At 61.4% G+C, this 19,762-nt stretch carries 18 protein-coding genes and 2 pseudogenes; 6 read left to right on the forward strand and 14 right to left on the reverse strand.

Annotation, left to right across the window (positions count from 1 at the left end):
- The first annotated feature begins 6 nt into the window (after positions 1-6).
- On the forward strand, positions 7-1,686 hold the full coding sequence (locus tag ABSE61_RS16505; protein WP_423872193.1) for a glutamine--tRNA ligase/YqeY domain fusion protein: 1,680 nt from the start codon (positions 7-9) through the stop codon (positions 1,684-1,686).
- Positions 1,687-1,789: 103 nt separating this feature from the next.
- On the opposite strand, the gene ABSE61_RS16510 is transcribed toward ABSE61_RS16505, so the two are convergent.
- Positions 1,790-2,110, reverse strand: coding sequence for a helix-turn-helix domain-containing protein (locus ABSE61_RS16510; RefSeq protein ID WP_423872194.1), 321 nt, complete (start codon positions 2,108-2,110; stop codon positions 1,790-1,792).
- 170 nt (positions 2,111-2,280) lie between these two features.
- Between ABSE61_RS16510 and ABSE61_RS16515 the strand changes: the two are divergent.
- Positions 2,281-2,876: pseudogene (locus ABSE61_RS16515) on the forward strand (DUF4131 domain-containing protein); the annotation flags it as partial.
- Positions 2,877-4,232: 1,356 nt separating this feature from the next.
- Here ABSE61_RS16515 and ABSE61_RS16520 read toward each other — a convergent pair.
- Entirely contained in the window at positions 4,233-4,418 is a 186-nt protein-coding gene (locus tag ABSE61_RS16520) for a hypothetical protein (protein WP_423872195.1), read from the reverse strand.
- A 204-nt stretch (positions 4,419-4,622) separates the two neighbouring features.
- Between ABSE61_RS16520 and ABSE61_RS16525 the strand changes: the two are divergent.
- Positions 4,623-5,995, forward strand: a pseudogene (locus ABSE61_RS16525) (ComEC/Rec2 family competence protein); the annotation flags it as partial.
- An 18-nt stretch (positions 5,996-6,013) separates the two neighbouring features.
- Here the strand turns inward: ABSE61_RS16525 and ABSE61_RS16530 are convergent.
- The 8 genes from ABSE61_RS16530 to ABSE61_RS16565 form a co-directional block, all read right to left on the reverse strand.
- Positions 6,014-6,304: a hypothetical protein gene (locus tag ABSE61_RS16530; RefSeq protein WP_423872196.1), complete on the reverse strand. Its 291-nt coding sequence runs from the start codon at positions 6,302-6,304 to the stop codon at positions 6,014-6,016.
- Positions 6,291-6,476: a hypothetical protein gene (locus ABSE61_RS16535; RefSeq protein ID WP_423872197.1), complete on the reverse strand. Its 186-nt coding sequence runs from the start codon at positions 6,474-6,476 to the stop codon at positions 6,291-6,293. Before ABSE61_RS16535 ends, ABSE61_RS16530 begins: the two co-directional genes overlap by 14 nt.
- Positions 6,477-6,535: 59 nt before the next feature.
- The gene (locus tag ABSE61_RS16540) at positions 6,536-6,955 is read right to left on the reverse strand and encodes a hypothetical protein (RefSeq protein WP_423872198.1); all 420 of its coding nucleotides are present in this window, start codon (positions 6,953-6,955) and stop codon (positions 6,536-6,538) included.
- Positions 6,956-7,201: 246 nt separating this feature from the next.
- Entirely contained in the window at positions 7,202-7,909 is a 708-nt protein-coding gene (lexA, locus tag ABSE61_RS16545) for a transcriptional repressor LexA (RefSeq protein ID WP_423872199.1), read from the reverse strand.
- A 226-nt stretch (positions 7,910-8,135) separates the two neighbouring features.
- Entirely contained in the window at positions 8,136-9,347 is a 1,212-nt protein-coding gene (locus tag ABSE61_RS16550) for a molybdopterin molybdotransferase MoeA (RefSeq protein ID WP_423872200.1), read from the reverse strand.
- Positions 9,348-9,403: 56 nt separating this feature from the next.
- The gene (locus ABSE61_RS16555; protein WP_423872201.1) at positions 9,404-10,033 is read right to left on the reverse strand and encodes an HAD-IA family hydrolase; all 630 of its coding nucleotides are present in this window, start codon (positions 10,031-10,033) and stop codon (positions 9,404-9,406) included.
- A gap of 16 nt (positions 10,034-10,049) precedes the next feature.
- Positions 10,050-11,180, reverse strand: a complete 1,131-nt coding sequence (locus ABSE61_RS16560) for an alpha-hydroxy acid oxidase (protein ID WP_423872202.1) — start codon at positions 11,178-11,180, stop codon at positions 10,050-10,052.
- 150 nt (positions 11,181-11,330) lie between these two features.
- Positions 11,331-11,729 carry a putative quinol monooxygenase gene (locus ABSE61_RS16565; protein WP_423872203.1) on the reverse strand — a complete coding sequence of 133 codons (399 nt, stop codon included), beginning with the start codon at positions 11,727-11,729 and terminating at the stop codon, positions 11,331-11,333.
- Between the two features lie 250 nt (positions 11,730-11,979).
- On the opposite strand from ABSE61_RS16565, the gene ABSE61_RS16570 reads away from it, so the two are divergent.
- The gene (locus ABSE61_RS16570) at positions 11,980-12,570 is read left to right on the forward strand and encodes a cupin domain-containing protein (protein ID WP_423872204.1); all 591 of its coding nucleotides are present in this window, start codon (positions 11,980-11,982) and stop codon (positions 12,568-12,570) included.
- A 295-nt stretch (positions 12,571-12,865) separates the two neighbouring features.
- Positions 12,866-14,206, forward strand: a complete 1,341-nt coding sequence (locus tag ABSE61_RS16575) for a S41 family peptidase (protein ID WP_423872205.1) — start codon at positions 12,866-12,868, stop codon at positions 14,204-14,206.
- A gap of 8 nt (positions 14,207-14,214) precedes the next feature.
- On the opposite strand, the gene ABSE61_RS16580 is transcribed toward ABSE61_RS16575, so the two are convergent.
- Positions 14,215-16,878: a bifunctional diguanylate cyclase/phosphodiesterase gene (locus ABSE61_RS16580; RefSeq protein ID WP_423872206.1), complete on the reverse strand. Its 2,664-nt coding sequence runs from the start codon at positions 16,876-16,878 to the stop codon at positions 14,215-14,217.
- A gap of 304 nt (positions 16,879-17,182) precedes the next feature.
- Here ABSE61_RS16580 and ABSE61_RS16585 point away from each other — a divergent pair, with 304 nt between their 5' ends.
- Positions 17,183-17,341 (forward strand): Flp family type IVb pilin, encoded by a 159-nt coding sequence (locus ABSE61_RS16585; protein WP_423872207.1) that lies wholly within the window; start codon positions 17,183-17,185, stop codon positions 17,339-17,341.
- 41 nt (positions 17,342-17,382) lie between these two features.
- Here the strand turns inward: ABSE61_RS16585 and moaC are convergent, their stop codons facing one another.
- Genes moaC through trpD form a run of 3 tightly spaced genes read right to left on the reverse strand, consistent with a single transcriptional unit; the run spans position 17,383 to position 19,755 of the window.
- Positions 17,383-17,904, reverse strand: coding sequence for a cyclic pyranopterin monophosphate synthase MoaC (moaC, locus tag ABSE61_RS16590; protein ID WP_423872208.1), 522 nt, complete (start codon positions 17,902-17,904; stop codon positions 17,383-17,385).
- Between the two features lie 3 nt (positions 17,905-17,907).
- The gene (gene trpC, locus ABSE61_RS16595; protein WP_423872209.1) at positions 17,908-18,729 is read right to left on the reverse strand and encodes an indole-3-glycerol phosphate synthase TrpC; all 822 of its coding nucleotides are present in this window, start codon (positions 18,727-18,729) and stop codon (positions 17,908-17,910) included.
- A gap of 12 nt (positions 18,730-18,741) precedes the next feature.
- Positions 18,742-19,755: an anthranilate phosphoribosyltransferase gene (gene trpD, locus ABSE61_RS16600; RefSeq protein ID WP_423872210.1), complete on the reverse strand. Its 1,014-nt coding sequence runs from the start codon at positions 19,753-19,755 to the stop codon at positions 18,742-18,744.
- Positions 19,756-19,762: the final 7 nt, after the last annotated feature.

Raw genomic sequence — 19,762 nt, forward strand, 5'->3', positions numbered from 1 at the left:
GTTAGCATGACCCTAGAACCGACGACAGCAGAGGCCGGCCGCGATTTCATCCGCGATATCGTCCAGGCCGACCTCGACGCCAAGAAGCATAGCCTGATCGTGACGCGGTTTCCGCCGGAACCGAACGGCTACCTGCATATCGGCCACGCCAAGTCGATCGGTCTCAATTTCGGCATTGCGCAGGAGTTTGGCGGACACTGCAATCTACGGTTCGACGATACCAATCCGACCAGGGAAGAGCAGGAATTCATCGACTCGATTCAGGCCGATGTGAAATGGCTTGGATACGACTGGGGCAAGAACCTCTTCTTCGCCTCCGACTATTTCGAAAAGCTCTACGAGTGGGCGGAAGGCTTGATCCGCGCTGGTCTCGCTTATGTCGACGATCAGTCGCAGGAGCAAATCCGGCTGGCGCGCGGCACGCTCACCGAGCCCGGGAAAAACAGTCCGTTTCGCGACCGCTCAGTGGAGGAAAATCTCGATCTGTTTCGCCGCATGAAGGCCGGCGAATTTCCGAACGGCGCGCGCGTGCTGCGCGCCAGGATCGATATGGCCTCGGGCAACATCAACCTGCGCGATCCCGTGCTCTATCGCATCCTGCATGCGCATCACCCGCGCACCGGCACCAAATGGTCGATCTATCCGAGCTACGATTATGCCCACGGCCAGTCGGACGCCATTGAAGGCATCACGCATTCGATCTGCACGCTTGAATTCGAGGATCACCGGCCGCTCTATGAGTGGCTGCTCGACAAATTGCCGGTGCCATCGAAGCCGCATCAGTATGAATTCGCGCGCCTCAACCTGACCTATACGCTGCTCTCCAAGCGCGTTCTGACCGAACTCGTGCGCGGCGGCCATGTGGCGGGCTGGGACGATCCGCGCATGCCCACGATTGCTGGCTTAAAGCGGCGCGGCGTGCCGCCGGCGGCGGTCCGGGAGTTCATCAAGCGCATCGGCGTAGCCAAGGCCAATAGCGTCGTCGATGTCGGCATGCTCGAATTCTGCATCCGCGAGGTTCTGAACCAGACCGCGCAGCGCCGGATGGCGGTGTTGCGGCCGCTCAAAGTCGTGATCGAGAACTATCCGGAAGGGCAGACCGAGGAACTCGAAGCGGTCAACCATCCCGACGATCCGAACGCCGGCACGCGGCGCGTGACGTTCGGCCGCGAGCTCTATATCGAGCGCGACGATTTCATGGAAAATCCGCCAAAGAAGTTTTTCCGCTTGTCGCCGGGCAACGAAGTGCGGCTGCGCTACGCCTATTTCATCACCTGCCGAGACGTGGTGAAGAATGCTGCCGGCGAAGTCGTCGAGTTGCGCTGTACCTATGATCCCGCCACGCGCGGCGGCAACGCGCCCGACGGCCGCAAGGTCAAGGCGACCATGCATTGGCTGTCGGTGGCGCAGTCGAAGCCCGCGGAAATCCGACTCTATAGCCCGCTGTTTGCCAACCCAACTCCGGATCCGGCTAATTTCACCACGGACCTCAATTCGCAGTCATTGGAAGTCCTAAAGGATGCGAGGGTCGAACCCGACGTCGCGATCTCCAATTCGATGGAGGTCGTACAGTTCGAGCGTCAGGGTTATTTCGTGCGGGACAAGGATGCGACCGCAGACCATCCGGTGTTCAACCGCACCATCGGATTGCGCGACACTTTCGCGAAAGAGGTTGGCAAGGGTTGAGGGCAATAGCGTTTTCGAGTGAAGTAGGAACCGGTCGCGTTAACAAAACGCGTCAAAACAAAAAATAGAGTCCGGTTCTGATTCAATCAGAACCGAATAGGCTCTACTCGAGGCGCTCGCGGATTTCGTTGCGCATTTTTTCGCGGAATTCCGCCTTGCGTGCGGGCCGTTCCTTCTCGTCCACGTCCCAGCGATCGAAAATGTTGAAATTCTCCAGGATAGGATGGCGGTCGCTGGCCATCGCGAGGATCGTCAGCAACTTGCCTGCGGGCCCGCTCGGACCTGATACCTCCCAGCGGCGGATCGTGTCGGCGCCTTCCTTGGGCTCCAGTCCGCAAAGCTTCGCCATGTCGGCCGCCGAAAGGGGCCGTCCGATCGCCTCACCGAGATCCTGACGCAGTTGCTTCAATTCCGGGCCTGTCACAGCGGTTATCCCTTTGGAATCGCCGACCGGTAGGGGACGGCGCAGCCGGGCTCTCCACAATAATTGCGGCTTTCTCGCGATTCCGCATCCGTTCCCTTTTGCCCAGCCACCGCCCTGGGTAGCATTGTCGCGTAGCGTATCGCTTGTAGCTTGTCTTTTGGGGTAGGCGGATGGCTGAGCGGGGCAGCGCGCCGGGCCGGGCACAGGGCGTTGCGGGGACCTGGCCGCCACACGGTGGCGTCCACACCGGCGGCTTTACCGCCGGCTTTGGTGCCTGGACGAGGGCATTCGAAAAACTGCGCGAATGGGTGCGTGCCGAGGCTGGCGCCGGACGGCTGTTGCCCTGGGTGCCCATCGCCTTTGGAACCGGCATTGCTTTTTACTTTGCCGCCGATCACGAGCCGGTATTGCCAGTTGCAATCGTCACCGCGCTCGGATTGGGCCTCGTGGCGTTTTTGCTTCGGCGCGGAAAGTTGTTCGCCTTGGCCTTGATGGCCGCGAGGGTGGCGGCGGGCTTTGCGACCGCGACCTTCAGAACCGCACAATCGCCCATGAGGTTTTGGTAAAGCCGGCCTATTCGGTGTCGCTGTCGGGATTCGTTGTGGCGCGGGACATTCGCGAACGCACCGACCGCTTTGTGTTGCGCGTGACGCAGATGGATGGTCCGCGTTTGCCGACAAAACTCGAGCGGGTACGGCTCTCGGTGGGTAAGGGCACGGCGCCCGCGGTCGGAAGCTTCGTTGAATTCAAAGCGCGCCTGCATCCGACGAAGCGAACCGGCAACGTCGAGGCTTGCGCTAGGCGCCGCGCGTTCAAGGAGGCCATGCGGCAGCGTGTCAGGGAAATAGCCGCGTCGCTCAATCTTCCGGACATCCAGATCAAGCCGGTTCTGAAGCTCAAGCACGAGGAGATCGGCCGTTTCTGCCAAACGCACAGCGTAAATCTCGGATGGCTACTCGAAGGCATCGGCCCGATGTTCAAGGCATGGCCTGCGTCATGAAGCGCCTTTGCTGATACAACTCTAGCTACATCAAAGTGAGCGGCGCGGGCTCAGGTCCGCGCTCTTACCATATCCCGCATTCGACCTTATGCTCGTGATCCTCTTGTTCGCTCTGACGTTTGGTAAGGCGAGAGCGATGGCGGCGATGTGACACGGTCAGCGCAGTGATGCCGATCACCAGCGCTATCAAAACTATGGTCGCAATGGTGTATGACATGAAGGCCAACGCAGGCCGTGGTGTATCGTTCCGTCTCTCCGAACGAACAGCCAGCGCCGTAGCCCCGAGTTCTGCGACGACGCCGATCAATCCGGAAGCGGTTGGCCGCACATGCAAGGCGGCTCGGAGGCGGTGAGAATTGCCGGGGGCCTACGCCCCCGGTTTTTCTATGGGGTAAAGTAGGCCTCAACCGCGTGCGCTAGAAAAATGCTGACGCTGGCAAATGCAATGACCGCAATAAATAACATCGAACTGTCCTTACACATTCTGTACGCTGGACAGTTACAGCCTAGACGCTTTTCAATTTCGGGAATGTGCCGTAGTTCACATAAGCGGCCTCATGAAGCTGTTTAACAGCGTCTGTGACACTTTCGACACGCTGACATTTGGCGATCCTTGCCCAGCGCAGTATCGGAAATACTAACGGCGGCCCAGGGCTTCGGTCCCGCGCTCTACGCTCGATATGCCGGGCGGCCGGAATGACACGGATGCTTAGGTAATTTGCTGTTTCATGGCAGTGCCCGCGTTGTGTATGGGCCGAGTAGCCGGGCGCCGCCCTTTTTGACCTACCCCAGAGAGCGATAGCGCTCGGCTACTTCGATTGAACCCTTGGACAGGATCGACACACCCTTCTTGTCAAAAATGCGCGTGCCTAGCTGCCAAGGCCGCCCTTACGACACCGCCACAGCCCCCGGTGTTGCCCACACTATTCACGGCTAGTCGTTGGTGAGGAGTCCTAAGATCAGTTGCTGACCTAGGAAGATATCGCCTGTTGCGGAGAAGACACAAAGCGATGCAAGACTCGCCCGTGCACTGGCGCCGATCGGCCGGCACAAGACAGCCCGCAAATCAAACACGCACCAGCGGGCTTGCTTCGAGTCATGGAGGGTATGCGGCCCTGGGAGCTAGCCGCCGTACCATCCGTCTGGAAACGGGATGAGCGGCCAGGCGAGGCTGTTGTCGTTAGCGGATTTCTCGGGGCACTCGAGCTTATCGGCGGCGGGTGCAGCGGTGCTTGCCGGCTGCCGTTCGGTATTCGCGGATTTCTTTCGCAATGCTGCAGGTCTTCGAGCCTTGATCTCATCGGCCATGAACTGACCTTTCGAAATAAATTCCACCGAAATTTTAAAAAAGGACGCTTGGTCGATTAAATGAGGATTTAATTACCGCCGAACGTGGGGGAAATCCAGACCCTTTTGAGGGTTCAGGCATCCATATGCTTCCCGGTGAGAACAAACGGGAAGCACGTCAGGTCTAAGTATCTGTCTCACATACTAAAATAGATAGATTGACACATCTCGGGCTATCATATGGCGGTCGTGGCCGGCGTGGTGTTCTTTGTCATTCGCGCACTGCTCGCGCTCATCCCGGTCTGGACGGTCGCCGTCCCGATCAAGAAATGGGCCGCGGCCGCAGCGCTCGCCGCGGCAACGTTCTATCTGTTGCTGTCGGGCGCCGAAGTCGCCACGCAGCGATCGTATCACATGACCGCTTTCGTGCTGATTGCGGTGATGGTCGATCGCTGCGCCATCACGTTCCGGACCCTGGCGCTGGCGGCGATCGTGGTGTTGGTGCTTGGGCCGGAAGCGCTGGTGCATCCAAGCTTTCAAATGTCGTTCGCCGCGACGCTCGGCCTCGTGGCGCTGGTCCAGATCGGCATGCCGCGCCTGTTTGCGACGCCGGAGAATTCCACGGCCGCAAAGGTCGCGCTATGGGGCGGACGCGAACTGATGACACTCGCGCTCGCTTCCCTCGTCGCGGGGTTTGCTACCACTCCTTACGCCGCTTTCCATTTCCATCGGATCACGCCATATGGCCTGCTCGCCAATCTGGCGGCCATGCCCGTGGTCTCGGCGGTAGTGATGCCCGCGGGCATGCCGGGGCTTGTCGCGATGCCGTTTGGCTTCGACGGCTTTTTCTGGTGGTTGATGGGCGTCGGCATCGACTGGATGATCGTGGTAACGGAGTGGGTTTCGGCTCTTCCCGGCGCCATCGGCCGGATCACGGCGTTCAGCACCGGTCCGCTGATCGTATCCAGCCTCGGGATCGTGCTCTTGGGCCTTTGCGGACGCCGCTGCGATGGGTGGGCGCCGTCCTGGTGCTGATCTCGGTGGCGTGGATATCAGCGACACCGCAGCCTGATGTTTTGATCTCCGGTGACGGTCACAGCCTTGCTGTGCGTGGACGTGACGGGCGGCTTCACCTGATGAAGACCGCCAAGGACGCTTTTCTGCTCAAGGAGTGGTTGGCCGCGGATGCAGATGACCGGGACGCCACGGACGTATCGCTCGGTGACGGCGTCTCCTGCGACGACGAGGGCTGCGTGGCACAGATGGCCGATGGCCGGCTCATTGCGCTGTCGTTGAAGCCGGACGGATTGGCGGATGATTGCGCGCGGGCGGCACTGATCGTGACCGCCAATCCAGCACCCGCGGCATGCGGGGCGACGGCGATCGACCTGAAGCGGTTGCGGGCGCAAGGCGCGATGGCGGTTCGCTGGACCCGGCGCGGGCTTGTCGTCGATGCCGTTAGGCCGAGAGGCACCAACCGGCCGTGGTCACCTTCTGCCGGCGATGTCGAGCCAGAAGCCGAGCCAGCCTCAGGGCGCACTGTTGCGCGTCCGGCCGACGCGACGCCGGCCGAGCCTGATCTTCAGACCGAGGATTGAATTCCATCGGTCTTTCCGTCAGGCGGCCGCATGCTCCCGGAGGACCTCGTCGTTGGCATGCAGCTCGAATGCGCCAAGGTGAAACTCGTCTTTCTCCGCTGCCGGCGTTTCGTCCGGCTCGATATCCGCGGCCAGGGGCGGCGACGACGTCCGCACCAAGGTGAACGACGTATCCGGATATTGCGTCCAGATCGCGAGATCGCCAGGCGCGATGGTCAGCCATCCGAAGCGGAACATGTAGCGGCCAGGCTCCGTGACGTGTCCGACCTGTTGCCAAGTAACTTTATCTACGACTTTATTGATGGACAATTTTGTCTCCCTTACGAGGTTCGCGGCCCAGCGGGTCATCTGCCGATGGCCCGATCGAAGACAGCACCCCATGCGCCCGCATCTCGAACGTATCGAGTTGCAGGGCGAAGGTCGCGAGCGCCAGCTTTAGCCGGGTCAACTCCCTGACGCGTGGGTCGATCGAGGAACTCATGACGCAACAAACCAACCGTTGGACTGACCGGGCGCGTTATCCTCTCAAACGTTGCCAGCTCAACCCGTGGCCAACGGTCTTGCCACAGCCGTAACGACGGGGACGGGGCGGAGGGCGCCGCGTTTGACGGCGGGAAGTTGCAACACGGTTGCCCGCTGGCCCTCGCGGAGCAGGGTCACCAGTACCTTGCTGCCGTCCGGAAACTCGATCGTGTCGTGATGCCGATCGGGAAGGTGCCGATCGATCTCGCCCAGCTTGCCGACCCGGAAAACCGATCGCCGTGTCCAGAACCAGCGGCTGTCGTATTTGACGTTGTCGGCAAAGGCGAGTTCGGTTCCCGGCAACAGGCAGACCGCCACGTCGGGCTCGCTCTCCGAGGCAAACCCCCTGGTGGAAGTGCCGTGGAACGTCGTGGTAATGAGAGTTTCCCCCGCTTTGGCAGGGCGTGTGGCAACGGCGTGCAGACTGTAGTCGCACATCGGATGGCTCCTCGGTTGAGATAGCCGGCCCGCGCCATTCTATCGAAAAGAGGCGCCAGCCTCCATCTAGGTGAACATCAGCCTGCGAGAGTGTTGTCGATTGGCGGCAATTCTGCGGCTGTCCGCAGCCTCTCGCATCACAAATTTGTTTTGCGAAAGCCGCATGCCCCAAGGAACCTTTTGGTTCCTCAGGAAATGGCCGATACCGAGAGAGTTGAAAGCAGGCGCCGAGAGCTTCGCTCGAGCTCAGTATTTCCGGTACAGGCCGATCAGCTTGCCCTGGATCTTGACCCGGTTCGGCGGCAGGATGCGGACCTCATAGGAGGTGTTCGCCGGTTCGAGCGCGATGGAAGCGCCGCGGCGGCGGAAGCGCTTCAGCGTGGCTTCTTCGTCGTCGATCAAGGCGACGACGATATCGCCGGTCTCAGCGGTTTCGTTGCGCTGGATCAGCGCCATGTCGCCGTCGAGGATTCCAGCTTCCACCATGGAATCGCCGCGCACTTCAAGGGCATAGTGTTCGCCCGAGCCCAGCATGTCCGGCGGCACGCTGATGGTATGGCTGCGCGTCTGCAGCGCCTCGATCGGCGTACCGGCGGCGATCCGGCCCATGACCGGCACGGCTACGGGACGGTTACCGTCATCCTCGGCGGCGATGCTGCCGCTGCTGCGTACTTTCCCAAGCGTGCCCTCAATGACACTCGGCGTGAAGCCACGCCGGCCATTGCCGCCGGCACTGGCCAATTCGGGAAGCTTGATCACTTCGATAGCGCGGGCGCGATTGGGGAGGCGTCGAATGAAGCCGCGCTCTTCCAGGGCGGTAATCAGGCGGTGGATGCCGGACTTCGAGCGCAGGTCGAGCGCGTCCTTCATCTCGTCGAAGGAGGGCGGTACTCCCGACTCCTTCAGCCGTTCGCTTATGAACCGCAGAAGTTCGTATTGTTTGCGCGTCAGCATCTCGACAAGTCCCCAGGTTGCTGTCGTTCTATTTCCGAGACTCTATTCCCGAGGCACCCGACGTTGAGACCTTGAGGGAGCGCCCGATCCCATTCAAAGAAGCCAGTCATCATCGTCGAAGCTCAGAAACAAATCATGAACGAACACTATCTGTTCCATATGTGTTCCGCAACCACTTAATTTTTCGTCAACGAGACGGCCTGCGGGAGAACGCGCCGGAACTCACTCAGGCCGGGAGCCTGAGGATGTTGCAAGCAGAGCCTGCCTTGGCTGCGGGTGCAAAGGGCGGACGGATCAAAAGTGCCTGTGCCGCAGCGAGATTCCCGAGCAGCGAACTGTCCTGATGATCGACCGGTGTTACGATTAAAGCACCATCGTTTCGTGTCGCAAGACGTGCGCGCAGATAGTCCTCGCGTTGATCGTTGGCGGCGATGTCACGCCCCAGCAGCGCGGATTCGGTCGCGTGATGGATCGTGACTCGGCCGCAGAGTCTCCGAATCAACGGCACGAGAAACAGGAAGGCGCACACATAGGACGACACGGGATTGCCGGGCAGGCCGATCACCCGCATCGCGCCGAGACGCCCGTGCATCAGCGGTTTGCCGGGTCGCATGGCGATCCGCCAGAACGCCATCGCGACACCTTCGGCATCCAGCGCCTGCTTGACGAGGTCGTGGTCGCCGACCGAGGCGCCGCCGGTCGTGATCAGGATATCGGCGCCGACGTCGCGGGCGCGGCGAATTCCGCTGGTCGTAGCATCAAGCGTATCCGCGGCAATGCCGAGGTCGATGACGTCGGCACCCTCGGCCCGGGTAAGCGCGCGCAGTGCGTAGCCGTTGGAGTAGACGATCTGACCGGGTCCGGGCGTTTCGCCCGGCATCACCAGTTCGTCGCCGGTGGCGAGCAGCGCGACCTTGGGCCGGCGGCGGACGGGCAGGAGCGGATAGTTCATGGAAGCCGCGAGCGAGAGATCGCGGTCGGAGAGTTCGCTGCCGGCCTTCAGCAATACGTCGCCTTGCCGAAAGTCGACGCCGGCGCGGCGGATGTGGCGTCCCGCGACGGCTGCTTCGGTGACGGTAATTCCGCCGCTCTCGATGACGGTGTCTTCCTGAATGATGACGGCGTCGGCCCCGTCGGGCATGACGCCGCCGGTAAAGATGCGCGCCGCTTCGCCCGGTCCTACGATGCGATCAAAGGGCCGTCCAGCCGCGATCTCGCCAATCACCTTCAGCCGGGCTCCGGCGCGCGCGGCATCCGCAGCGCGCACCGCATAGCCGTCCATGGCCGACATCGCGTCGGGCGGCTGGGTGCGGAGCGCCGCGAGGTCGTGGGCGAGGATCCTCTTGTAAGCTGAATCGAGCGCGACCATCTCCTCGGGCAGCGCTTCGGCGCCCGAAAGAACCGCGGCCAGCGCGTCGGCGACCGGCATCAGGGCCAAGACAAAACTCCGCGAGCGAACAGCTTCAAAACGGCTTTTCCTAAATTCGAGCTCTTCTAGATTCCAAGTGCGTCCAGCGTTCTTGCCACGTCGTCGGTCGAGGTCACAAGAACGGCTTTGAGGCCGCGTTGGCGCGCACCCTCGATGTTTTCGTCGAGATCATCGAAGAACACAATGCGCTCCGCCGGTACTCCAATGGCTTGCACCACATGATCATAGGCCTCCGCATCCGGCTTTCGAAGCCCGATTGTGGAGGACAGGAAGATCTCGCGGAAATGACCGAGCACCTCGGCATATTGACCGGAGAAATGGGCTACGTGCGGGGCATTGGTGTTGGAGAACGCATAGAGCGGCAGGCGTTGGGCGGCGCGGGCGAGCAGTTGCTGAATCCCGGGAATGACCCCGATGAAGATCGCGTTCCAGCCCTCGATGAATTGCGCGTCGGAAATCTCGATGCCGAGCGAGGATCTCAATCCGGCAAAGAAAACCTCATCGCTGATCTCGCCCTTTTCGTGACGGCGATACAATTCGTCACGCCAGAAGGGCAGACCGAGTTGCATCGGCTCGCAACCGGCATGGCGTGCCCAGCAATGCAGAACCCGGCTGAAATCGATGTCGAGCACGACGCGGCCGAGATCGAACAGCAAAGCGTCGGCGCCGCCGGGCGAAAGGGCCAACTCGTTCATCGCCGATTGCGATTTTTCAATACCGGTAGGGGTCGATATCCAGAAGCGGGAAGGCTGAGAAGACGCTCGGCAGGTTGGTCGGCGTCGCCGGATGCAGGTAGGATTTGTCGAGTTCGGCAAATTTGGTGACGCCCAACAGGCCCAGGGTACGGACCACTTCATCTTCCAACAGCTCGAGCATCCGAACGATGCCGGCTTCGCCGCCTGCCGCCAATGCCCAACATTGCAGCCGTCCGATCCCGACGAGGTCGGCGCCCAGAATGATCGCCTTGACGATATCGGTGCCGCGGCAGAACGAACCGTCTACCATGATTTTCGCACGGCCTTTGACCGCGGCCACGACCTCCGGCAGCACGTGCATGGAGCCGCGGCCCTGGTCGAGCTGGCGCCCGCCGTGGTTGGAGACGTAAATCCACTCGACGCCGTGATCGACCGCGATCGCCGCGTCCTCGCCGGTAGCAATGCCCTTGATGACCAGCGGGATCTTGTACTTGTCCTTGATCAGCTTGACGGTGCGCCAATCGAGCCCCTTCTGGAAATCGCCGCCGGTAGCGCGCAAACGGCTTTCGCGGACGTAGCGTTTGGCGATATCGCGTTCGCGGCGGCTGTAATGCGCGGTGTCGACGGTCAGGCAGAAGGCCGTGTAGCCGCTCGCGATCGCGCGCGCGATGCGATCTTCGACAAAGGCATCGTCACCCCGGACATAAAGCTGATAGATACGCAGCGCGTCCGGCTCGGCCTCGGCGACCTTTTCGAGCCCCGGCTCCGACACCGAGCTCAACATGTGGGCGGCGCCAAACCGGCCGACGCCGCGCGCGACGCTGGCTCCTGAACCGGCTGGATCGAAGATTTCCAGCGCGCCGACAGGGGCCATCATGATCGGCAGGCGCAATTTGCGGCCGAATACCTCGGTCGTGGCATCGATGCGCGCGACGTTGCGCAACACCCGCGGCCTGAACGCGATCTCGTCGAGCGCCATACGGTTGCGGCGCATCGTGGTTTCGGTCTCGGTGGCGCCGACGATATAGTCCCAGGCATTCTGGTTGAGGTTGGCGCGGGCCTTTTTCACGAACTCATGGAGGTTCTGAAACGGCTCGGCGCTGGCGCCCAGTTCGGTGCTTGTCGGGATACGGGTGACTTCGTTCATTTTCTTCTCCTTAGTATTTCCGACGGCGATAGCTTCGAACAACCTTTCTTTAGCGTCAGCCGTTCGTCATGCAAAACCGTTCAGCGCGTATCAGGAATGCCCAGCCTGCGGTGTCAGTGTCGCCGCCAAGGCCGGGCATTCTGAAATCCATCATTTCGCGTTTGATGCAATGACCGACATCGCCCGGGCGTCACGTTTGGCGACCATTTTCGACGCGGCAGCCGCGAATTTCTTGAAATGATCGGTCTCGCGGTGCGCTTTGAGCGCGGCCTCGTTTTCGTAAACCTCATAGAGCAGGAAATGGTTTGGGTCGCTCGCTAGGTTGAGAATGTCGAACCGCTTGCAGCCTGGCTCCGTGACCGCTGCCGCACCGTTCTCCTTGATCGCAGCCAGGAAGTTGTCGCGCTCCGCCGGCAAGATATCGAGATCGACGGAGTTGACGTACATTCCGGCCGACTGCGCTTCAACGCGCTGGCCGGCCGCCAGCAAGACGAAACAGGCGGCCGAAATCGCGAGCGTAGCGGTGGCAAGAGAAATTGACTTGAGCATGTGGTGGTCCTCCCCGAGCGTTGCCCCGGATTATTTCCGGTTAAGGGCGCCTGCCTTCCGGTTTCGGAAGCCTTTCTGCACCTCTAAGGCTATCCATAACCTATCGCGCGCAGCCGGGTAAGCCTTGCGGTTATGTTTGACGGCATCCCGGGGCTAGTCCGCCTTGCGGTTGACCGGCTCGCACCCGCACTGCCATCCTCCATCCCATGCTGACGCAGATCAGCCCTTATCGACGCGAGGAAGTTCGACCATGATGTTTCGCACCATCCAATCGTTTGCCGTTGCCACGCTGCTGGCAGGCTCAGCCACCGCCCAAGCCTCCGACATCCGCCGCGTCGTCACCGGTCTCGACGCCGACAACAAGGCGGTCGTATTGTTCGACAGCCGCATGCCGCTGCAAGCCGGCCTCTTGGGTCTGCAAGCGACCAATCTGTGGGTCACCAATTCCTACCCGCTCGGCTTTTCGTTCAAAGAAGACACGTCGTCGATCCCGGTTGGTGTCTCTCCGCTCGACAACGGCACCAAATTCCGCGTGGTAGAGTTTCCGCCACTCGACCCCGCCACCGAATCCAAGATGGAACCCGGAGCTTTGATGAAAGCGGTCGGCCCGGTGGCCCCGGCGAGAGGCCGCCCCGTCACCCATCCTCTGATGCATCGGACGCGCAGTGTCGACTACGCGGTGGTGCTGTCGGGGGAGATCGATATGGTGCTCGATGACTCCGTCGTTCGCCTCAAGCCCGGCGATACGATCGTCCAGCAGGCCACTAATCACGCATGGGTCAATCACGGAACTGAGACTTGCCGGATCCTGTTCGTGCTGATGGACTCCAAGCAGCCGTGAGCGGGAGTCGTGCTCAAGGATGATTGCGCCTATCCTTTCGGCAATTACAAATTGGACATAAAGTGGATTTCCGGTTTCAGGCGCCCGCGAAACGCCTATAGTCGCATAGCGTTGTCACCGGATCTGTTGCTGACCGAACGCGTTGCCTGTGACCGGAACAGTGTTCCGGCGCCCTCAAAGCGGCCTTAATGCTACCGGAAAAGTGTCGCGAATGACCGGTTTGACCGGATAACCAAACGAAGGTCGCCAGTGGCTCTGAAAAGGGGCCCGCGGAACCAACCAAAAGGCTCGCCACATGCGAAAGAACTCCCTGTTTCTCCTCGGTACGGTTACAGGCGTCTGCCTCACCCTTGCTCTTAGCGGGCCGCACGGCGCGCAATTGGTTGCCGTGGCCAAGGCGAAAGTGGAGGGCGATGTTTATTCGCAACTCAATCTATTTGGTGATGTGTTCGAGCGAGTCCGGACCGACTACGTCGAGAAGCCGGACGATTCGCAGCTCGTTGAGGGCGCGATCAACGGCATGATCACCTCGCTCGATCCGCATTCCCGGTACATGAACGACAGCTCCTGGCACGAAATGCAGGAGACGACGCGCGGCGAGTTCGGCGGGCTCGGCATCGAAGTCACGATGGAGGACGGTCTGGTCAAGGTCGTCACGCCGATGGACGACACCCCGGCCGCCAAAGCCGGAATCCTGTCCGGGGATTTCATCTCCCAGATCGACGAGGACGCCGTGCAAGGGCTCACGCTGGAGCAGGCCGTCAACAAGATGAAAGGGCCGGTCGACACCCAGACCAAGCTCACCATCCTGCGCAAGGGTGCTGACGCGCCCATTTACGTGACCCTCACGCGTGAAATCATTCACGTGCGACCCGTCAGCTATCGCACCAACGGCGGCGATATCGGCTATGTCAGGATTTCGTCGTTCAGCGAAACGACCGGTGACGAATTGAAGAAGGCGATTGCCGATATCGCCAAGCAAATCCCGCAGCAGGGTTTGGCGGGCTATGTGCTCGACCTGCGCAATAATCCCGGCGGCTTGCTCGATCAGGCCGTATCGGTCTCCAGTGCATTTTTGGCGCGCGGCGAGGTCGTGTCGACCCGGGGACGCCGGCCCGAGGAAACCCAGCGCTTTTCCGCCCGTGGCGGCGACCTGACCAAGGGCAAGCCGCTCGTCGTCCTGATCAATGGCGGTTCGGCCTCGGCTTCCGAGATCGTCGCAGGCGCCCTGCATGACCACAAGCGGGCAACCGTGATCGGCACCCGTTCATTCGGCAAAGGTTCGGTACAGACCATCATCCCGCTTGGTGGAGGCCATGGCGCGCTGGCTCTGACCACAGCCCGGTATTTTACGCCGTCCGGACACTCGATCCAGGCGCAGGGCGTCGTGCCCGACATCGAGGTGTTGCAGGATGTCCCTGACGAACTGAAGGGGCGCGCCGAAATGAAGGGCGAGGCCTCGATGCGAGGACATCTCTCTGCGGAGGGCGCCGAACAAACGGGCTCTCAGTCCTACGTTCCGCCGGCCGAGAAGGACGACAAGGCGCTGGCTGCAGCCTTCAACGTGTTGCGCGGTGTCACCGTGAACGCGGGCGGGCCGGCTGCTGCGTCCTCAAAGGCATCGGTGCCGAACTAAGGCTGGAATCAAGCCGTAGAGGCCGACATTGCGCGGTGGGCAAACAGGATTTCTCTCAGTTCTTCAGCGGGCTTCGGCGCGCTGAAGAGATAGCCCTGCATTTCGGTGCAACCTAGCGCGCGCAGCAATTGCTGCTGCCGCTCGGTTTCGACGCCTTCCGCCGTTGTCTTCATGTGCCGCGCGGCAGCGATATTGACCACCGCCTGCACGATGGAGGATCCGCCTGCTTCGGCGAGGTCGTTGACGAAGCAGCGGTCGATCTTGATCTTGTCGAAGGGAAAGCGCTGCAAATAGCTCAGCGATGAATAGCCGGTGCCGAAATCGTCGAGCGCGATCTGCACGCCGATCTCGCGGAGCTGGTGCAGGATATCGAGTGCGGCCTCGTCGTCGCGGATCAAGACGGCCTCGGTGATTTCCAGTTCCAGCCGGTGCGCCGGCAGCCCGGAGGCGGCCAGGGCCGAAACAATCTTCAAGGCAAGCGTGCCGCTTTTGAACTGAACCGGCGAGACGTTGACCGCGAGGTTGATTCCCTCGGGCCAGGTGGTGGCCTCGATGCAGGCTTTGGCCAGGACCCATTCGCCGAGTTCATTGATCAAGCCGGTTTCTTCCGCGATTGGAATAAATTCGACGGGCGAAATCATGCCGCGTTCGGGATGACGCCAGCGCAACAGCGCTTCACACCCCGTGATCCTGTCGCTCAGAAGGCTGAGGCAGGGCTGGTAGTAAACTTCAAGCGCCTGGTCGGCGATCGCCTTGCGCAGATCGATTTCCAGCTGACGGCGGGCCCGGACATGCGCGTCCATTGCAGGCTCGAAGAAGCGCCAGGTGCGGCGCCCCGCCGATTTGGCGGCATACATCGCCAGATCCGCGTTCTTGAGAATCTGGTCGAGGTTGGTGCCGTGCTGGGGAGCGAGCGCGACGCCGATACTGGCGTCGGAGGTCACCTGGTGGCCCAAGCAGTTATAGGGCGCGCGGATCGCATCCAGAACCTGTATGGCGAGTTCGGCAACCTCATCCGGATCCTTCACACCGGTCTTGACGATGGCAAATTCATCGCCGCCAAGCCGTGCGACGAAATCGCTGCTTTCGATACAGGCGCCAAGTCGCCGGGCGACCGACTTCAGCAGTTCGTCGCCGATCATATGGCCGAGCGAGTCGTTGACGCTTTTGAACTCGTCGATGTCGATATAGAGCACCGCCAGTTGCCGGTCCGCAGCGGCCGAGGCGAGTTCTTGACCCAGCCGCCCGTGGAACAGGGCGCGATTTGGCAGGTCGGTCAGCGCATCGTAATGCGCCAGATGCCGGATTTGCTCTTCGGCGCGCGTCCGCTCGGTAATATCGTCGTGGGTGGCGAGCCAGCCGTCTTTGAGCGGCTGATTCACGATCTGGATCAGGCGTCCTTCGCCCGTCTCGAAAGTATTGCGCGTTGTCTTTCCGATCGCGACGTTGTGCTTGACCGTAGAAATAAATGCCTCGACGTCGCCTTTGAACGACCCGATCTTCTTTCTGTACAGCAGGAGATCGCGAAAACGGAGACCGGGCTTTACGACGTCAGGCGATAGTCCGTACATCGAAATGTAGCGCTGGTTACAAACCACGAGCCGCTCGGAGGAATCGTAGAGCAGCAGGCCCTGCGACATGTTGTTGATGGCGGTGTCCAGCCGCTGCTTTTCGGTCCGGTGCTGTTGCAGCAGCTTGCGAACGAACAGAAACAGCATGACCGCGATGACGATCGCGGAGAGGGTTGCGACGAGAACCAAAAACCGGGTTTGCGCCCGCCAGTCGGCCAGCGCGGCATCGACCGTCACGCTCGCGACGATCGAGATCGGGAAATGTTGCAGGGTATTGACCGACGCCAGTCGCTCCTGTCCGTCGATCGGACTGGTCAGGCGCAGGGTGCCGCCGCTCGACAAGGACATGTAGGCGTAGATGCTGCTGGTCCGGATGTTGGAGCCGATCATGTGTTCGATGTGCGGAAAACGCGCCAACAGGATTCCATCGCGCCGGTACATCGAAATCGCCGCACCTTCCCGGAGCACCACGGAGGCAAAGTATTTTTCGAAGGTCCCCGGCAGGATTGACCGTGTGATGACGCCTGCGAACTCGCCTTTCGGCCCGGTTAGTCTCTGAGCGACGATGGTCGCCCAGTTGCCGGAGATGCGACTCCGCACGAGTTCGATCTGGATTGGCGTGGGGGCGTTGCCGGATTGGAGAGTTCTGAAATAGATGCGGTCAGAAACGTTGACGTCCGGGACCGGCCAGACCTCGGAGGAGTTGATCAGCGTGCCATTGGCGTCGAATACGTTTATGCCTGCCGCGGCGGAATTGCCATTGACCTTAGTTCTCAATTCCTCGTGCCATTCCAGCGTGGCGAGCTGTCCTCTCAATACTTCGGAGCTGATTCCAGTGGAGCGGACATAGGCTGCAACGTCCTTCAGGACGATGGTGAAGTCTTCCATCTGCTGGTCGTAGTGACGAGTGATCAACTGCACCGTATTTTCAAGTTCGCGCTCGTTGCTGAGCAACGCCCGCTCGCGAAAGTTGTCGACCATGATAGTAGTGCCGATCGCGATGGCCACGATCAGGAACGCGCCGCCGCTGATCAGCGAGCGAATCGGACCACTGGAAAGAAAAGCCTTCAGGTCGAAGGAGCTGCCACCGTCTGCCGTCATCGCGAACGCCACCACATGCGAATGCCGGCCAGATCCCCCGCGCCGGCCCGAGACTATTACAGCCGCGGTATGGAGGTGAGGTTAGCAATCGGAGTTAACTGCCGGTGAATTCAGCCGATTTTATTTTCAGCGAAGGCAGCAATTGCCGCCAGGAATGGGGCCGGCCTGGGAATGAATTGCCCGATCGCCCGGCGCTCACTTTGGCTTAACCATCCAAGGCCCTGACGGGCTTTACGTGGCCTTGGGCACGCGCCTTGCGAAGCCATTCGCGTCGCAAACAACGACCCGGAAAGGGCAGTTTACAATGATCAAGGCTTTGAAGGCATTTCTCGCCGATGAATCCGGCGCAACAGCGATCGAATATATTGCGGCAGGCATCGCGCTTGCAATCATTCCGGCCGTGAATGGGCTGGGCGCCAAGCTCAACACGAAATTCACCGCGATCAACACGTCGTTGAAATAGCGGGTCATTGGAATTCCGCCGCTTTTATCGCAAGCGGAAATTCAGTTTTCGGCCCGGTAGTGTCCGGACTTGCCGCCTGATTTCTCGACGAGGTGAATGCCGTCGATGCGTGCGCCGCGCTCGACCGCCTTGATCATGTCGTAGATCGTGAGGCAGGCAACCGAGACGGCGGTCAAAGCCTCCATCTCGACGCCGGTGGGCCCAGTCACCCTGACGGTCGCCCGGACCAGGCAGCCCGGCAACTTGGGGTCGGGTGAAATGTCCAGTGTTACTTTCGACAAGGCCAGCGGATGACATAGCGGAATGAGCTCGGCGGTGCGCTTGGCCGCCATGATTCCGGCGATGCGCGCCGTCGCCAGCACGTCGCCTTTCTTGGCTTTGCCGGACATGATCAAGGCCAGCGTTGCCTTGCTCATGACGACACGTCCTTCGGCGACCGCCGCCCGCTCGGTTGCGGCCTTGGCGGACACGTCCACCATCCGCGCTTCGCCTTTGGCGTCGATATGGGTGAGGGCGGCCTTGGTTTCGGTGGATGATGTGGTCTTGGACGGCCGCTGTGCCATATTTCAACTGGCCTTTGTCGCGCTGACGGGTTCGCCGCGCGCGAGTAACGCGCGGGTGGCAGCTGCCACATCGCTCTGCCGCATCAGGCTTTCGCCGACCAGGAACGTCGACATGCCGACGCGCGCCAGCCGCGCCAGATCTGCCGGCGTGAAGATACCGCTCTCGCCGACCATCAGACGGTCTTTCGGGATCAGCAGCGCCAGGGCCTCGCTGGTCTCAAGCTTGGTCTCGAAAGTTCGCAGGTTGCGGTTGTTGACCCCGATCATCGCCGACTTGAGTTTGAGTGCCCGCTCCAACTCGCTTCGGTCGTGGATTTCGACGAGGACGTCCATGCCATGGGCGAGGGCGGCTGCCTCGATATCTTGCGCGGCGGTGTCTTCCAGAGCGGCCATGATGATCAGGATGCAGTCGGCACCATAGGCGCGCGCTTCGGTCACCTGATAGGTGTCGTAGACGAAATCCTTGCGCAACACAGGCAATTGCGTGGCCGCGCGCGCGGCAACCAGAAAATCGATATGACCCTGGAACGAGGGCGTATCCGTCAAAACAGAAAGGCAGGCGGCGCCGCCGGACTCATAGGCTTTTGCCAGCGCCGGCGGATCGAAGTCGGCCCGAATGAGCCCCCTCGAAGGCGAGGCCTTCTTGATTTCGGCAATGAGGGCGTAATCGCCACGCGCGAGCTTGTCGCGGATGGCGGCGACAAAGCCACGGGGCCTCGATGCCGCCTTGGCGCGGGCCTCGAGGCTCGAGAGCGGATGCGCGCGTTTGGCGGCGGCGATCTCTTCCCGCTTGTAGGTCTCGATCCGCTTCAGGATATCGGACATGGTCGGACCTGCTCAGGCGTTGGAGACGGCGACGAGGCGTTTCAGCCGTTCGGCCGCCGCGCCGCTGTCGATTGATTGGATACCGAGCGTCAGGCCTTCCTTCAAATCCTTTGCTCGACCGGCCACGACCAGCGCCGCCGCGGCATTGAAAAGTGCGACGTCGCGATAGGGGCTGGGTTTGCCGTCAAGAACGCTTTGCAGCGCGACGGCATTGGCGGCCGCATTGCCGCCCTTCAGCGCTTCGCCAGCGACGCGTTTGAGGCCGACATCTTCCGGCGACACTTCAAAGGAACGGATCGCGCCGCCTTCAAGCGCGGCGACGAAGGTCGGGCCGGTGAGGGTGATCTCGTCGAGACCATCCGAGCCGTGCACCACCCATACGGCCTCGGACCCGAGGTTTTTCAGAACCTGCGCCAGCGGCAGCACCCATTGCTTCGAGAACACGCCGACCATCTGCCGCTTGACGCCGGCGGGATTAGCCAGCGGTCCCAGCAGATTGAAAATCGTGCGGGTGGCAAGTTCGACGCGCGTCGGCCCGACGTTCTTCCAGGCCGGATGATGGGAGGGCGCGAACATGAAACCGATGCCGGCCTCCGCGATGCAGCGGCCGACCCGCTCGGGCGTGATATCGATCTTGACCCCGAGCGACGACAGCACATCGGCCGCGCCCGAGTGCGACGACAGCGCGCGGTTACCGTGCTTGGCGACGGGGACGCCCGTCCCGGCGACAATGAAGGAGGCGCAGGTCGACACGTTGACCGACCCGGAACCGTCGCCCCCGGTCCCGACCACGTCGACGGCGTTGGCGGGAGCCTTCACGCGCAGCATCTTGGCGCGCACGGCGGACACAGCGCCAGTGATCTCATCGACGGTCTCGCCGCGGACGCGAAGCGCCATCAAAAGCCCCCCCAGCTGCGAGGGCGTGGCTTCACCGGACATCATGCGGTCAAAGGCGGATGCGGCCTCCTCGCGCGAAAGCGTGGCGCCGGTAGCTACCTTGGCAATGATTGATTTGAGATCGTCCATCACATGC

The organism is Bradyrhizobium sp. (genome assembly GCF_049519115.1).
In the GTDB taxonomy this organism is placed as follows: domain Bacteria; phylum Pseudomonadota; class Alphaproteobacteria; order Rhizobiales; family Xanthobacteraceae; genus Bradyrhizobium.

Coding starts and splice junctions, on each gene's coding strand:
- ABSE61_RS16505 (WP_423872193.1), top strand. CDS start 7: ATGACCCTAGAACCGACGACAGCAGAGGCCGGCCGCGATTTCATCCGC.
- ABSE61_RS16520 (WP_423872195.1), bottom strand. CDS start 4,418: ATGGCCGATGAGATCAAGGCTCGAAGACCTGCAGCATTGCGAAAGAAA.
- ABSE61_RS16535 (WP_423872197.1), bottom strand. CDS start 6,476: ATGAGTTCCTCGATCGACCCACGCGTCAGGGAGTTGACCCGGCTAAAG.
- ABSE61_RS16540 (WP_423872198.1), bottom strand. CDS start 6,955: ATGTGCGACTACAGTCTGCACGCCGTTGCCACACGCCCTGCCAAAGCG.
- lexA (WP_423872199.1), bottom strand. CDS start 7,909: ATGCTGACGCGCAAACAATACGAACTTCTGCGGTTCATAAGCGAACGG.
- ABSE61_RS16555 (WP_423872201.1), bottom strand. CDS start 10,033: ATGAACGAGTTGGCCCTTTCGCCCGGCGGCGCCGACGCTTTGCTGTTC.
- ABSE61_RS16560 (WP_423872202.1), bottom strand. CDS start 11,180: ATGAACGAAGTCACCCGTATCCCGACAAGCACCGAACTGGGCGCCAGC.
- ABSE61_RS16565 (WP_423872203.1), bottom strand. CDS start 11,729: ATGCTCAAGTCAATTTCTCTTGCCACCGCTACGCTCGCGATTTCGGCC.
- ABSE61_RS16570 (WP_423872204.1), top strand. CDS start 11,980: ATGATGTTTCGCACCATCCAATCGTTTGCCGTTGCCACGCTGCTGGCA.
- ABSE61_RS16575 (WP_423872205.1), top strand. CDS start 12,866: ATGCGAAAGAACTCCCTGTTTCTCCTCGGTACGGTTACAGGCGTCTGC.
- ABSE61_RS16580 (WP_423872206.1), bottom strand. CDS start 16,878: ATGACGGCAGACGGTGGCAGCTCCTTCGACCTGAAGGCTTTTCTTTCC.
- ABSE61_RS16585 (WP_423872207.1), top strand. CDS start 17,183: ATGATCAAGGCTTTGAAGGCATTTCTCGCCGATGAATCCGGCGCAACA.
- moaC (WP_423872208.1), bottom strand. CDS start 17,904: ATGGCACAGCGGCCGTCCAAGACCACATCATCCACCGAAACCAAGGCC.
- trpC (WP_423872209.1), bottom strand. CDS start 18,729: ATGTCCGATATCCTGAAGCGGATCGAGACCTACAAGCGGGAAGAGATC.
- trpD (WP_423872210.1), bottom strand. CDS start 19,755: ATGGACGATCTCAAATCAATCATTGCCAAGGTAGCTACCGGCGCCACG.